General features: G+C 60.7%; 8 protein-coding genes and 1 pseudogene. 4 read left to right on the top strand and 5 right to left on the bottom strand.

The window, feature by feature from the left end:
• Positions 1–137 precede the first annotated feature (137 nt).
• The 4 genes and pseudogenes from FJ398_18000 to FJ398_17985 all read left to right on the top strand — a co-directional run bounded on the left by FJ398_18000 (position 138) and on the right by FJ398_17985 (position 5409).
• Entirely contained in the window at positions 138–686 is a 549-nt protein-coding gene (locus FJ398_18000) for a hypothetical protein (protein MBM3839823.1), read from the top strand.
• Positions 687–791: 105 nt separating this feature from the next.
• Complete coding sequence (locus tag FJ398_17995; GenBank protein ID MBM3839822.1) at positions 792–1880, top strand: sugar phosphate isomerase/epimerase; 1089 nt, start codon at positions 792–794, stop codon at positions 1878–1880.
• 51 nt (positions 1881–1931) lie between these two features.
• On the top strand, positions 1932–2927 hold the full coding sequence (locus tag FJ398_17990) for a sugar phosphate isomerase/epimerase (protein ID MBM3839821.1): 996 nt from the start codon (positions 1932–1934) through the stop codon (positions 2925–2927).
• 73 nt (positions 2928–3000) lie between these two features.
• A pseudogene (locus tag FJ398_17985) lies at positions 3001–5409 on the top strand (DUF1549 domain-containing protein).
• Between the two features lie 755 nt (positions 5410–6164).
• On the opposite strand, the gene FJ398_17980 reads toward FJ398_17985, so the two are convergent.
• From FJ398_17980 to FJ398_17960, 5 genes are all read right to left on the bottom strand, one after another.
• Positions 6165–10289, bottom strand: a complete 4125-nt coding sequence (locus FJ398_17980) for a hypothetical protein (GenBank protein ID MBM3839820.1) — start codon at positions 10287–10289, stop codon at positions 6165–6167.
• A gap of 374 nt (positions 10290–10663) precedes the next feature.
• Entirely contained in the window at positions 10664–12565 is a 1902-nt protein-coding gene (locus FJ398_17975) for a hypothetical protein (protein ID MBM3839819.1), read from the bottom strand.
• Between the two features lie 104 nt (positions 12566–12669).
• Positions 12670–13314: a hypothetical protein gene (locus FJ398_17970; GenBank protein MBM3839818.1), complete on the bottom strand. Its 645-nt coding sequence runs from the start codon at positions 13312–13314 to the stop codon at positions 12670–12672.
• On the bottom strand, positions 13307–14071 hold the full coding sequence (locus FJ398_17965; protein ID MBM3839817.1) for a hypothetical protein: 765 nt from the start codon (positions 14069–14071) through the stop codon (positions 13307–13309). Before FJ398_17965 ends, FJ398_17970 begins: the two co-directional genes overlap by 8 nt.
• A 268-nt stretch (positions 14072–14339) precedes the next feature.
• Positions 14340–15278, bottom strand: a complete 939-nt coding sequence (locus FJ398_17960; protein MBM3839816.1) for a hypothetical protein — start codon at positions 15276–15278, stop codon at positions 14340–14342.
• Positions 15279–15432 lie beyond the last annotated feature (154 nt).

The following is a 15432-nucleotide window of genomic DNA, read 5'->3' as shown; positions in this document are numbered from 1 at the left end:
AGCGGCACGAACGTCCCGCCTGCCTGTGCGTGGCCGCACGCAGACAGGTCGGGCAGGAACAGAATTTGTTTCGGATTTCGGATTTGACGGCATTAAGCCTTGCGGATTTGGTGGCAGCCGGCGATCCCCAAAGAATCATGACTGATCCAAAACTGACGGAGTTGTTGTCCGTGTGCCGGCGCCTGATTGAGGACGGCGTGCTGTTGGACAGCGAAGTGCAATATTTGAAGCGGTGGCTTCAGGAAAATCCCCGCATCGCCTCCCGCTTTCCAGGGCAGCAAATCGCGGCGCGGCTCCAGAGGATCTTCGCTGATGGCGCCATCACGGAGGACGAACGGATTGAACTCCTGTCCCTCCTCCGCAAAGCGGCGCGCGACTCGACCCCGCGTCCAGCCTCGACCGCGCCGCCGGTCGAATGGACGTTTGACGCCTCCCTTCCGGAAGTGGAGTTCATGAACCGGCACTTTTGTCTGGCGGGCCAGTTCTATTGCGGCTCCTTTCGGTGGTGCAAACACCAGGTCGAGAAGCGGGGCGGGGACGCGCAGCCGGAGCTGAATCCTTCCACCGACTACCTGGTGATCGGCGCGGTCGGCGGTCCCGATCCTGCAGACATGCGGAAGGCCGGCCAGTTCCGCGAAAGGCTCCGAATCATTCCCGAAGCGCACTGGCTCCGGTTCCTCACGTGAGCGGCACGAACAACATCAAACTTGCTTTTCGAGCCGCGCGCACAACACTTGGCGCACTCCGTATTCACAGATTGACCGTGATTCAACATCAGACACTTGAAAGCCATGCAAACGCACCCGCCTTCACTCGACCGCCGACAGTTCGTTCAATCCGTGGCCCTCGCCGGCGCGGCCTCCGCGTTGGGATTGGGTTCGGATTCCGGAGTCGAGCCTTCTGCCTCCGCGCGAAAAATCAAGCTCGGCCTCGATAACTTCGCCGTCCGCGACATGAAATGGAAAGCGCCGCAGTTGATCGATTACGCCGCGTCGCTCAAGACCGACTCGCTCTTCATCACCGATTTCGGCCCCTTCGAGAGCCGCGAAGACAAGTACCTGAAAGAGATCCGCGTCCAAGCCGAGGACAAAGGCCTCCAAATCCAACTGGGCAGTTGGAGCATTTGCCCGACCTCGAAGGCGTTCCGGAAAGACTGGGGCACCGCCGAGGAACACCTGGCGCTCGGTTTGCGCATGGCCAAAGCGCTCGGTTCGCCCGTGTTTCGCGTCGTGCTCGGCAACGGCGACGACCGCCGGAGCGAGGGCGGCATCGAGGCGCGGATTGAGGACACCGTCCAGGTTTGCAAAGCTTGCCGAAACCGCGCCCTGGACGCCGGCGTGAAAATCGCCGTCGAAAACCACGCGGGCGACATGCAAGCGTGGGAACTGGTCACGCTGATCGAAGCCGCCGGCAAAGACTACGTGGGCGCGAACATGGATTCGGGCAACGCGACCTGGACCATGGAAGATCCGCTCGCGAGCCTGGAAATCCTCGCGCCTTACGTCGTCACCACGAGCTTGCGTGATTCGGCTGTTTGGGAATCTGAAAACGGCGCCACCGTGCAGTGGACCGCGATGGGCGAAGGCACGGTCGATCTCAAAGCGTATTTCGCTAAGTTTGCGGCGCTCTGTCCGGGCGTCCCGGTCCACATCGAAACCATCTCCGGGTTTAACCGCGAGATTCCTTATCTGCGGGAGGATTTCTGGAAAGCGTGGCCGAAAGCGCGGGCCAAAGATTTCGCGCGTTTCGTGGCGTTGGCCAAGAAAGGCAAACCGCGCGAACCACGCCGCGGCGGCAACGCCCAGGAATTCCAGAAAAGCGAGATCGAGAAGAGCATCCAGTATTGCAAAGAAGCGCTCGGTCTGGGGTTGAAGGCGTAGCTTTTCGTTCGAGGCGCTACCCAAAGCGCAGGCCGGCAAAATTCAAAATCAATGCAGCGCAAACTCAAACTTGGCTTCGACAATTACGCGATTCGCTCGCTGGGCTGGAAAGCGTCGCGATTGCTCGATTACGCGGCGTCGTTGAAGGTGGATGCGATTCTGCTCTCGGACCTGGATGTTTACGAGAGCCACACCGAAGCGCACCTGAAAGAACTGCGCGCCAAAGCTGCGTCAGTCGGAGTGGAAATTCAGATCGGCACGTTGAGCGTTTGCCAATCCTCCGTGCTTTGGAGCGGCCGGTTTGGGTCGCCGGAAGAGCATTTGAAACTGACCATCCGCATCGCCAAGGCGCTGGGATCGCCCGTCGCGCGCTGTGTGCTTGGGAAAGTCGATGACCGCCGCAGTCCTGGCGGGATTGAGGCTCGGATCGCTGAAACCGTTCAGGTTCTCAAAAATGTTCGCAGTTACGCCGTCGATTCCGGCGTCAAGATCGCTCTCGAAAACCACGCGGGCGACATGCAAGCCTGGGAACTGGTGAACCTCATCGAGGAAGCGGGCCGCGATTTTGTCGGCGCCACGATGGACACCGGCAATTCGACCTGGGCCCTGGAAGATCCGCTGACGAACCTGGAGATTCTCGGTCCGTACGCCCTGAGCACCGGCATCCGCGATTCGATGCTCTGGGAAGTCCCGGATGGCGCGATGCTCCAATGGACCGCCCTGGGGGAGGGTCTGGTCGATTTCAAGACATACTTTGAGCGCTTTGCGGAGCTTTGCCCGCACACCCCGATCCAATTGGAAACCATCTCCGGGCGGCCCATTCCCATTCCCTATGGGCGCGACGAATTCTGGGAAGTGTACCCCAAAGCGCGCACGCGCGAGTTCATGCGTTTCCTGGCGTTGGTCAAGCGCGGTTCGCCTCGCAAACCCTTCGCCATCCCCGCCGGCTCCGACCCGCAAGAGGCGGAGCAGGAATTTCAAAGGGCCGAGCTTGAGCGCAGTGTGAAATACTGCCGCGAAGTGCTAGGTTTGGGACTGAAATCCTGAGCGGCGAGTACGAGAGCCGATACACGCTTCCTTGCGGCCCAGTTGCCCGCGGCGATAAAATCAAACTCGCATGATGCGATCTCTGAGAAACGCGCAAATCGCCGTGCCGTCTATATTCTTTGCGTCTTTTCCTCTATTATTGGAGGCCCTGGTTGCGTCCACTCTCCCCGTGAACGATCCCCCTCACCCCATCCCGCTCCCCCTCGGAGGGGGGAAGGGTGTCCGCAGGACGGGTGAGGGGGCCGTTCACGGGGCCAAAGTTCAATTCACCGCCCCTTCCTCCGATCCGATCGAGTTCTTCGAAAGAAAAATTCGCCCGATCCTGGTCGAACGCTGCTACGAATGCCACTCCGCTGACGCGAAGAAGCTTAAAGGCGGCTTGCGGCTCGATACCAAAGCCGGTTGGACGAAAGGCGGCGATTCCGGACCGGCCATCATTCCCGGCACTCCGGACGAGAGCTTGCTGATCAAAGCGATTCGCTCCGCAGACCCTGACGCGCAGATGCCACCGAAAGGGAAACTTCCCGACCACGAAATCGCGGCGCTCATCGAGTGGGTCAAACTCGGCGCTCCTCAAGGAATTGCTAATTTCAGATCTCAAGTTTCAAATCGGGAGCTGCAGGCCGCTCACTGGGCTTATCTGCCGCCTAAAAAAGCCCGACCACCGGAGGTCGCCGACACAAACTGGCCGCGCACGGACATTGATCGGTTCATCCTGGCCAGGCTCGAAGCCAAAGGCCTTCGGCCCGTGAAGGACGCCGACCCACCCGCGCTCGCCCGGCGGGCTTACTACGATTTGATCGGCCTTCTGCCGACACCGGACCAGATCGACGCCTTTGCCAACGACGCTGCGCCCGACGCGTTAGTCCGGCTGGTGGACCGCCTGCTGCAATCGCCACATTTCGGCGAGCGTTGGGGCCGGCATTGGCTCGATGTCGTGCGCTTCGGCGAGTCCGTCACGTTGCGCGGTCTGGTCTTCAAGGAAGCCTGGCGCTACCGGGATTACGTCATTGACGCGTTCAATCGGGATCAACCCTTCAACCAGTTCATCCAGGAGCAGGTTGCCGGCGATTTGTTGTTATCCGCGAGTCTTGACGAACGCCGCCGCCGGTTGATCGCCACGACTTTTCTCGCGCTCGGCAACACCGTGCTCGAAGAACAAGACAAAGCGCAGCTCCGCATGGATGTCGTGGACGAACAACTCGACACGCTGGGCAAAGCGTTCCTCGCGCAGACGCTCGGCTGCGCCCGCTGCCACGATCACAAGTTCGACCCGATCCCGACTCGCGATTACTACGCGTTGGCCGGAATCCTACGCAGCACGAAAACGCTCGCGCATGCCAACGTTTCGAATTGGATCGAGCTGCCGCTTCCCATCGAACCGGAACAGGAAGCCAAACTCCGCGAACACGAAGGCGCCGTGGCGGCCCTTCAGGCAAAAATCAAATCGGCCAAGGAGGCCGCGGCGAAGCTGGCCGCGTCAGCTAAATCAAATTCCGCAATTGCCGCCTCACGATTGGCTCCGCGCGATTTGCCGGGGGTGGTAGTGGATGATCTCCAGGCCAAACGCGTCGGCGAATGGAAACAGTCTCAGTATTCGGGCCGGTTCATTGGCGACGGCTATTTGCACGACCTGGACACAGGCAAAGGGGAGAAAACGCTGACGTTTCATCCGGAACTGCCCCAGGCCGGGAAATACGAGGTGCGTCTGGCTTACGTGCCTGGCTTCAACCGATCCTCAGCAGTGCCCGTGACGATCCTGAGCGCCGATGGCGAAACCGTGGTCCACGTCAACGAGCAGGAGCCGCCTGCCCTTGCAGGCCGGTTTGTTTCTCTGGGCCAATTCCGCTTCGAGCAAAACAACCAGGGTTATGTGCTGGTCTCGAATGAAGGAACCCAAGGCCACGTCATCGCCGATGCCGTGCAATTCATCCCGATCGAAGACCTCGCTGCCGACATCGCTCGACGGGATTCCAAAGCGACGAAAGAGTCCGCCCACACGCCCGCCTCCGAACTTGCGGATGAGTTGCCGAGACTGGAGGCGCAACTCAAGTCGCTCACCGCGAACGGTCCGAAGCGGCCCATGGTCATGTCCGTGCAGGAGGAAGAGGAAATTGGCGACACGCGGATTCACATTCGCGGGAGCGTTCACAATCTTGGCGAAAAAGCGCCGCGCGGTTTCCTGCGCGTTGCAACCCATGGCATGCCCCTGGCCATTCCGGACAAAGAGAGTGGCCGGCGTCAGTTGGGCGAATGGCTGGCGAGTCCGTCCAATCCGCTGACCGCGCGCGTCATCGTCAATCGCGTCTGGCATTGGCTCGTTGGCGCAGGACTGGTCCGCACGGTGGATAATTTCGGCACCACGGGCGAATTGCCTTCGCATCCTGAGCTGCTGGATTACCTGGCGGTTCGATTCATGGAGGAGGGATGGTCGGTCAAGAAACTGGTCCGGGAGATGATGCTGTCGCGAGTGTACCAGCTTGGCGCCAATCCCGATTCAGAGCCGGCGGTGTCGGAGAGAGAATGGAACCGGAGTGTCGGAGCATCGGGGTATCGGGGAAATGAATCAGACACCGATACACCGACACACCGACACGCCGACGTGCAGCTCCCGCCTGCAAATCTCAAATCTCAAATCTCAAACCATGACGTCGATCCCGAAAACCGCCTTCTTTGGCGCATGAACCGCCGCCGCCTTGACGCCGAGTGCATTCGGGACACAATCCTTTTCGTGAGCGGCCAACTCAACCTCGAATCGGGCGGGGCTACCATCAAACCCGGCACGACGGCGGACTATGGATATCAGGACACGGCCACGCGCCGCAGTGTCTATGTGCCGGTCCTGCGCAATGCGCTGCCGGAGATTTTTGAGGTGTTTGATTTTGCCAATCCAAGCGTCGTGAGCGGCGCGCGGAACGTGAGCACGGGGGCGCCGCAAGCCTTGTTTCTCATGAACCACCCTTTCGTCCTCGAGCAAGCCCGGCGCGCCGCCCAACGAATCTTCTCCGCACCAGGCCTCGATTTGGAGGCCCGGATCCGACTCGCCTACCGGACCGTGCTGGGACGGTTGCCCTCCGAAAGCGAACTCGCCCAGGCTGCGAGACTTTTGGATATTTCGCCAGAGAGCGATGCCGGCTCACGGCGCCAGCAAGCCTGGGCGCAGTTTTATCAAGCGCTGTTCGCGTCTCCCGATTTTCGCTACGTCAATTGAACTCTTGTTCGTGTTCACCCAGATGATTATGGATCGATCCGGACGCGGTAGAATTGCGCGGACTCGCTTTGGGGCGTGATCGTGAACTCCACGTCATGGCCGGTGCCGGGCAGGTTGTTGGCAATGGGCAGCCAGGCGCCGCCGGAAACTCCACGGGCGGCTTCGATGAGGTAGGTTCGGCCTTTCACCGACGGCCAGCGCAGCGTGACTTCGTTTTGAGACGCGATTCCAACAGCCGGCGGCTTGCTGGCTCGGACGCGGAATAGCGAGCTGGCATCGATCGGGTTCGTTCCCAGGGTGAATTCGAGGAGGTTCGAAAAACCGTCGCCGTCCGCATCGAAATCCGCCCGGCTGAGCGAATTCAACGTCGAGCCGAAGTAGCGCAAGCGCCAGGAGTCCGGGATGCCGTCCCGGAAAGCGGACCCGGACCGGTCGCTTGCCGCCAGCACGCCGTCCACGACTTTCACCGGCAAAACCGAAATGCCATTCAGCGAGGCGGAGACGTGATCGAAGTGAACGCGGTAAGCGGCGGTGCGCGACGCTTGCGCCGGCACGGTGAACCGCAGACTGCCCACCTCGCCCAGACCGCGCACTCCGGGCACGGAATGATCGAGCCACGCTGCGGCGTAATTCGCGCGCTCTTTCGAGGTGGTGAGGATCGGTTGGCCGAGTTGAGGAACCGGGGTGAACACAACCGGGTCGGTCAAGGGCGGCGAACCGTCGAGCGGTTCCGCCGTCACATTGAACATGAGCACGCGCATCGGATAATCCCCGGCCACTTCGGCCCTGATAGGAACGTGGACCGTTTGGCCCGGTTCGATGCGCAGGTCGTCCGCCTGGAATATCACGGATGGTTTCTGGCCAGTGGCCGCGCGCAACGCATCGGCAGGGCGATTCGCGAGCGGTTGGACGGAAGGAGGGTTCTTGTTGTTCAGCGAGCCACGAAATTGATTTTGAATGGCCGCGGCTTGCCGCTGCCCGTTCACCCAGAATCGGGCGTACCATTTGAGCGAAGGATCGAGCGCGCGGCGGAACGTTACGAACACGTCGGTGACATTGAGCTTGCCGTCACCATGCGTGATGCCGTCGATGGTGGTGGTGCTGCCATCGAAAACGTTCGTCGTCACCAGGCCGGTCGCGTTGTTGCAGCAGGAGTCCATCGAATCGAAAAAATCCGTGCCCGCCGGCGGGACGTTGAAGGCGTACGTGGCGGACTGGAAAACCTGGTACACGTCGTTGTTCAGGATGTTGGTGTCCCCAAAGTCGCCAGCATTGAACCAGCGGAACGGCGCGATGTCGCCGACGATGTAGTGCAGCTCGCCGGGGCCGACGCCGCCGGTGACGACTCGGACATCCTTGGTCGCATTGAGGCCGCCGCTTCCCAGCGGGCCGTCCTTCGGCGCGTCGATAAAGACGTCGCGCGAGAAGGCATCCGTTCCGGAAGGCCGGCCCACTTGAATCCGGTAATTGGACCCGCCCGCGGCCGCGGCGGGGATAATAAAGGAGTAGCCGCCCAGGACGGCGCGGCCGTCGGCGCCGAAGAATTTTCGGTCGTGCGCGATGGAAAAACTGATGAGATCGTGGCCACGCGTGTCGAAGAGATTCGTCCGGCCGACGACTTCGAACCAGCCGACGCCGAGAAGGTTTTGGGTCGCGTTCGTCACCAGGGGGTTGCGGAAGACCGGGACAAAGTTCGTGGAGATGATGTCCCCTTGCGGGGTTCCGTTGGTGAAGACCTCCGTTTTGAAGTAATCGAACATCAGGGGAGGAATCACGCGGTCGAACACCACGCCCTGGGACGCCTCGAAGACCGGCTCCGTCAGCATGGATTGGAAGGCGAACGCGCCCGGAGTCAGGCTGGCCGCGCCACTGAGATTGGTCACGGTAATATTGAATTGAAGTTGATAGATCTTTTGGCTCGGCAAGATGGAGAGGGTCACCGGCGCGATGAACGTTTGCCCGGCGGAACCCATGAACTGGCTCGAAGCCTCGCCGCGCTCGAACCCGAAGCTGATCCGGTTGGCTTGAAAATCATTTGGGAAAAACGTTTTGGTCGTGATTTCGCTGGGTTTGTAGTTGCGCTTGAAGCCGCGGGCGCGAAACGTCACCGCGTTGGTGATTTTCAGGCTGAGATCGTTTCCGAGGGCTTGCCCGCTCGGCGCCGCGTTGGTCGGATCCGAGCCATCCAGCGTGTACCACAGGTCCGCGCCGGAGGTGTCGTTCGTCAACACGAACGACGCCGGGTTGTCGCCGATGATGACCGGCGTCGCGACCTTGAACTGAATGCGCGCCTGGACGATGTCGCTGGGGCGGCGGCCTTCGGCGGCGCTGAGCGCTTTGACCGTCACATCCGGCCGCGGGTCGAGCAACGTCGGCTTGACCTGGCTCGGCGGCACGCCGTCCTGATACGGGGGCGCCGGCTGGCTGTTGCTCGAATTGGGCACCGGGACGGTGTCCGCGTCGAACAGGCCGGGCGTCGCGCCACTGGTGAAAAACGTCTGAGTGCGTTCCTCGGCCAGGATCGCGATGATGACGTCATTGTTGAAGATCGCATCCGAGAACGGCGAAAGTTTGGAGACGACCGTGCCGGTGTCTTTGTCCAGGACAAAGGTAACCTGGCCAATCCTTGGGCTGGCGACCTTGGGCAGCTTGGGTGTGGTCTGGATGCGGCGGTGCGCGGCGTTTCCCAAGTCGGCAATGAGCAAACCGTTGTCGAAGTCGCGGGCAAGTCCGGCCGGGGAATTGAAAGTGGCGGCGCTCAACGGGCCGTCCTGCAAACCGGGTTGCCGGGGAGTGCCCGCGTAAGTTTCCACGGAGTAACCGTTCTTTTCCGGGAAAAATGCCGCGATGACCGGGGCGAAAAACACGCGGCGCAGCGTGTGATTGCCGCTGTCGCTCACGAGCAGGCCCGTTGCGCCGCCCAGCCAGATCAATCCTCCGGGTGAAGCGAAAGAGGCTTCGTCGGCAAAGAATGAATCGTTGATGCCGCTGCCCGTGGGGGAGTTCCGACCGGCCAGCAAGCTCACGGTTCCGTCCGTCTTGATCAGCTTGATCGAATGATTGCGGGTATCCGCGACGTAGAGTTCGCCTGCGCTGCCGAGGGCGAGGGCGGAGGGTTCGAGGAAATTCGACGACACCGTCGAGACGACGTTGCTTGCGTCGATTTTGCGGATGGCGTTGTTCTTGGCATCGGCGACGTAGATGTTGCCGGCGGCGGCGGCGGCCAGTCCGATCGGGCTGTTGAACCGCGCCACGCCCAGGGGGCCGTCCACTAATCCGGATTGGCCTGCGGCGCCCGCGAAGTTGGACACAACGGAGACGCTGCCCGTGAGGCTGAGGAACCGGAGAAGCTGATTACCCGAATCCGCCACGATCAACCCGCCTCGAGCCAGGACAATGCCTCGGGGTGAAAAGAAACGGGCGATGAAGCCGGGGCCGTTGGTGGTTCCGGATTGTCCGCTCACGCCGGCAATGCTGGTCACCGTGCCGTTGTCGGGGTCGTATTTGAAAACGCGATGGTCCGCGCTATCGGTGATGTAAAACCGGTTATTGGCATCGACGGCGATGCTATGGGGTTCGAGGAACTTATTGGTAACCAGGAAATCGACGGTGGGCTGGGCCGCGGCGCTGAGCGTGAGGAAAGCGGCACCCGCGAGGAGAAGCGCCAGGTTCCGAAAAGAACTGTTCGCGCACTGGGACCATGAACCGAGGAGGGGCGCCATCCACGCGGCAGCGTGTTGGAGTGCGGCAGTCTTCTGCCGCTTTTGGGCTTGTCCAGTGGGTCGAAAGCGCCAGAGGACTGGCGTAGTCCAAAACCTGCCGGTTGAAGGGTGGTTCATGGAAGGCCTGCCTGGTTTCAGAACCATGCACGCAGCCGATGAACCTGAAACCGTGCGGACCGCAGCCTTTAGGCTGCTTCGGTCCCCGCTCCAGAGTTCGGCGTTGAAGCGGCCTAAAGGCCACGGTCCGGAGAGACGGTTCAGGGGAAGTTGCCTTGGTTCCAGAACCATGCACATGGCCCTTGAACCGAAAACCGCGCGGACCGCAGCCTTCAGGCTGCTTCCGCACACTCTCCAGAGTTCGGCGTTGAAGCGGCCTAAAGGCCACGGTCCGGAGAGACGGTTCAGGGGAAGAACAATTTGAGTTTTCATTGACGCATCACGACATCATTCCGCGCCCGGCGCCACGCTCGCCGGGTGAGGATCAACCAGTTCGCTTCGGAGCAATACACATTCCAGCAAGCCACACGGGCGTTCCCATGAACCGCTGGGTAGGGCGAGCCTGTCCCCAGCGAGCCGGTCTCGACGTGTTCCACGGACGTCGATCGGCTCGCCGGGACGGACTCGCCCTACCTGATTCATGGGGCGAGAGCATGGCAATCAGACCAAGGACGCTTCCTATGAACCTGGTAGGGACGGAATCCATTCCGTCCCTGACTTTACTCTGCGATCGAAACGACCATATCAGGACGCGGTGGAACGCGTCCTTACCTGTTTATGGACCCAATGCATGACCGAAAAAGTTGTTAGCGGCCCGCGTCCGACTGAACACGAAGCCGGTAATACTTCATTCCGCCGCTCGCCTGGTCGTCGGCGAATTCCTGCACGTCACCTTTGCCCGTCACTTCCGCGCCCAGAGCCGACCAGTTTTGGAGGTCGAGACTTTGCTCGACGCGGTAATGTTTGCCGGATTCGCCAAACCACCGAAGTTTCAGGACGCCTTGCTTCAGGCCGCTGCGCAGGTCGCCGTCGAACTTATGGAACCTCAGATTCACCGGATTGCTGCCGGCCAGGTATTCGTCCATATTGGAAATGCCGTCGCCGTCCGGGTCGGCCTCGGGCCGCGCCAGAATCGCATTGGCGCCAGTGAAGAAGTGGGCCCGCCACTCGTCCGAAATCTGTTCCGCTCGCCGCAGAGCCGGGGTGCCGATCCAGACCGAACCAGACAAACTTTCGAAGTCATACTGTGTCTGCAGGTCGGGGGAACCGTCCGCATTGAGAATCCGCACGGTGTAGCTCTGACTGGACCGCGCATTGGCGGGCACCGCGAACTGGATTTCACCCAGGAACGTCTCCCCTTCCAAAGGAGCGGAAAACGGATTCTGCACGAGAGACCACGCGCCAACGGCTTCGTTCAAGGGCAAGCCTTCTTGCGCGCCCCGCAACGTGATCGGCTGCGGGAGCCGCGTGTTCGGGTTAAACCACGCGGGTTGCCGCAGTGGCGGAGCCTCGCCTTCCGGAATGACTGCGGCGCGGAATTGCATGCCCGCGACCTTGTAGCCCGCCGCCACCTTCAAATAGACCGGCACGTTGACCTGGCTTCCGGGTGCGGCATGTTCTACGGTGAGGGCGCGGACCAGCGCGTTCCGCAGCCAGGCTCGACTTGATTTCACGGACGAGAGCACGGAAGCCGGCGAATTCGCGGCGCTGGTGAGCGACGTGGTCACCGCGGCCCGCCCGCCCCCGGCGGCCCAGGAACGCCGCCAGTTGTTTGCGGTGAGCCGCAACGACCGTTGGAGCGCGATTTGCCAATCCAGGAATCGGATTTGCCCGTCGCCGCCCGCTGCCGCGACCGAATCTTCCGGGAAGGTGTCCATGGCGTCGAACACATCCGTGAACGAGTAAGGCGTGAACAGGCCGAGCGACGAGTGAAAGGCGTTGTTGATGTCGTTGTTGTTGATGTTGCCGTTGCCGAAATCGCCGGCGTTATACCAGGTCGCCACCGCGGAATCGCCGACCACGTAAGTGACATTGGTGACGGTGATGGTTCGGTCCCGGAACGTGGTCAAGGGCACGGGGGTTTGGCGTCCGTCCGTGGTGCCGGACGGCTGGACGACGGAGATGGAATACGTCTGCCCGGCGGTTGAGGTCGGAGGAATCGGCACCGCCAGCAAGGCGACCGTGCCCGAGTTTTCCAGGCGCATTCCCGTGCTCGCGCCGACAAAGGAAATCGCCAGGCCGGTTTTGTTGCCGCTGGCATAACTGGTCGCGATGGGCGCGTTGGTGCTCGGCGCCGGGATTCGGATAAAGTCGTTTGTGCCTATCGGCAAATTGCGGAACTGGGTCGCGATCTGCGGCGCGCCGCCATTGGGCGTCAGTTCGACACGGAATTGCAGCGAGCGCAGGATGTCGTCCGGCGCAAGTTTCACTTCGACCGGCACGACGAGGGTCGATCCGATGCCCGCGGTGAAGTCGCGCGTCACGCCGATGGAACTGGTTTGCAGGTCGGAGAACAGAAACAACTTTTCAACTGTCGGGCTTGGCGCGTAGCCGCCTTTGAAGCCGCGCACTTTGAAGAGCACGTTGTTCGTGCCATCGACCACGTTCAACCGGGCGCTCGCCGTGTAAAGCAGCGCGGGGGAAGCGTTCGTGGGTGCGCTGCCGTCGGTCGTGTACCACAGTTCCGCGCCGTCCGTCGTGTCTTCCATCGTGAAGCCGCCTGGATTTTTTCCGTTGATGACCGGTCCGGCGACCTTGAACTGGAACCGCGCCGTGACAACCGCGCTCGGACGCCGGCCATCCTGCGTGCTATTCAGGAGTTCGCCGGCTTGAAGAGCACCACGATTCGCAGGGAGATCCGCAGTTGTTCCCTGGCCTCGCTGTTCAACAGTTCGTCGGAAAGATCAGGCGAGGCGACCCGGGCGGCAGCGGGCGTCGCCAAGGGCCACATCTCCAGATCCAGAATTCGCATATAGGGAAAGCTGTTCTCAAAGTCGGCGACGAAGCGGCCGAATTCGTGGAAGAAACCGCGCATCTCGACTTTGTAGGCGGCGGCCGAATAGGGATCGAATTTGGGAAGGAGCAAAAACTGTTTTCCAGTCAGAGGCGTGTTGCTGAGATCCATCAGCGTCACGTCGTATTGGTCTTTGATGAAATTGAGCAGCTTGTCGAGAATCCATTTCTTGCCACTCAGATGTTCGAGCGGAAGCATCTGAGCTTCGGCCTCCGCGATTTGCGCGCCGAGTTCCGTCAGCTCGGCTTCAATGAGCGTTCGGCGTTTGACGAGCCTTTGCCCTTTCTCGATTTTGCTTCCGACGTCGTCGATGCTGGTGCGCGTTTTCTCGATGGTCTCCTGTTGGGCTCGAACGACGAAATACCAGAGCGCCAGGCAAAGAACCAGCACGCCGGAGGCGACGGCAATGAGCTGGTTGCGCTTCTCGCGAGAAAGCTTATTCATTGCTCCTCACCCTTTCCGGTAAATTGGCCTGGACAGTGAACGGGATAAACGCTTCGGCCCCGTTGATCTTGTCGGATTCGTCCTCGCGCGGCTGGATGGTGTCCGGCTGAACGCTGGAGTTGGTTTTGCTCAGGAACAACCGAAAGAATGGCGCATTCGTGACTGCGGCGTAAAACGGGTCCACACGGTTCCCTTTGCTGTAGTCCCGCGCCTTGAGAGTCAGGGTGAGCTTCTCCGCGACCGTTTCCGGTTTGACGATTTCCATCTGGAGCGCGACTTGAATCTTGGTCGTGCTCACGTTCGGCGGGGTGATGACCAACTGGGAGTGGAACCGCGCGAAATTGGTGTGGTTGGTGACCGCATGCACAATGGCCTGGGCGACTTCCAGGACGTTCGTCGGCAAAGGTTCCCGGGCCCAGAGCTTCCACCATTTGCGAGGCGGCAGCGGGAAATAGACGTTGGTGGAAAAAACAACCTGGTTCTGCTGAGTGGAAACGCTCGCGCCGGACAAGGAAATAACCCGCACTTTCTCGTCCGCGACGTACTGCAAGGCGTCCAGAGGGTGCGCCCAGAGGAAGCGGTTCGTGGAATAGCTTTGCAGCGACGCAAGCCGCTTCCGAATCGCGCCCGTTTCCCGAAAGCTGTTGGAGACCTGGAGATAAGTCCGCTCGACGTTTTTCCAGTTATTTTGCTGGGCCGCGAGCTCGGATTTAGCGCCGCTGATTTTGAATTGCAGGTAAATCACCCCCAGAAGCATGAGCGCAACGCCCCGCTGCCAGCCCAGATCGCGCGCTTCACGGGATCTCGTCTGCGCGCTTCTTCAGCCGCTTGCTGCTCTGCCAGGAGATTGATGCGAATCGGCATGCTATGCCTAATTGGCTTGAAGGTTCGGTTTCACAGCGCGGCCATGGCGCCGCCGGTCGCGACCGACAGAAGCGCCGACGTTTGTTCGACTTCACCCATTTGTTGCGGAGGCAGCGCCAGGTTCAGGAAGCTGACGGGGTTCCAGTTTCGACAGGGCACCATCAACTCGGACTGCAAGGCTTCGACGATGAAGGGGGATCGCGCGATCGCGCGGAGCCGCCCGAGACGAAAACCTGGGTCACGGTTTTGTCTTCTTGTTTCTCAAAAAAATCGATGGAGGCGCGCAATTCTCTTCCCAGCGGAGTGAGGAGGCCGAGCATGAACGCCTGGATTTCGTCGGACATGGCCAGCTTGGCTTTCTCGGCTTCAGCGTAATTCGCTCCCATGGCTTCGGCGAGGCCGCTGGTCAATTTGTCACCCCCAATGGCGACGACGCGATTCAGACGCAACTCGCCGTTCATGAGAATGCTGATCGTGGAATGCTTGAACCCAATGTCCACCAGGGCCACGATTTCCTTCGCGAAAGCCTCCGGCAGCGCCATCTCGAACGCGTTGGCCGTTCCAATGAGGCCCGGAGTGACCTGGTCCGTGACCAAGCCGGCGCCGCGGGCCGCTTCCTGGAGAAGATCCAGAAACTGCTTTTTGGCCCCTCCGACCAGCACGCTGCATTTTTGGGTGCGCTGCGGTTCTGGAGCATTCGAACCGGCGCGCGGCGGCAGGACGTGACAGTCGAAAACGTAATCCGGCAAATCTTGATGCAGATAGTTTTTGCTGCTGTATTTCAGCATCAATCGCAAGTCCGCAACCGGCACCATCAACACTTCCGCGTGCCGCAGCAGCGAGTGATCCACACCGATTAACAGCGTGATTTGTTTGGTTTTGGAGCCGAGCGACTGGACGACGCTTTTCAAGTGCGCCGCCAGGGCGTCTGCGGAGAGCTGTTTGTCGGCTGGCGGCGCTTCCTGCACGGTGTAGCCCAGCAGATCAAAGCCGTCCCCTCGGCGCTGGATACACACCCCTTTTGTCGTATGCAACCCGAGGTCGATCGCGACGGCGAGAGAGCGTTTCTTGGATAAAGAAGTTTGGAATGGCAGAGCCATTGCTTAGTGGTCCATTTCATAAATACGCTCACGTTCGCGGCAAGGGATTTTTCGGCCAGACGAGGCGCGAGCGACGAGCATATCCCGAAGTGGATCTGTAAGGAGCAAGCAACGAAGTCTGGCGAAAAAGAACTGCCGCCCTTCGGGTTGCGCC

It is taken from the genome of Verrucomicrobiota bacterium (assembly GCA_016871535.1).
Taxonomy (GTDB): Bacteria; Verrucomicrobiota; Verrucomicrobiia; order Limisphaerales; family SIBE01; genus VHCZ01.
This window is presented reverse-complemented; position numbering and strand designations above follow the sequence as displayed.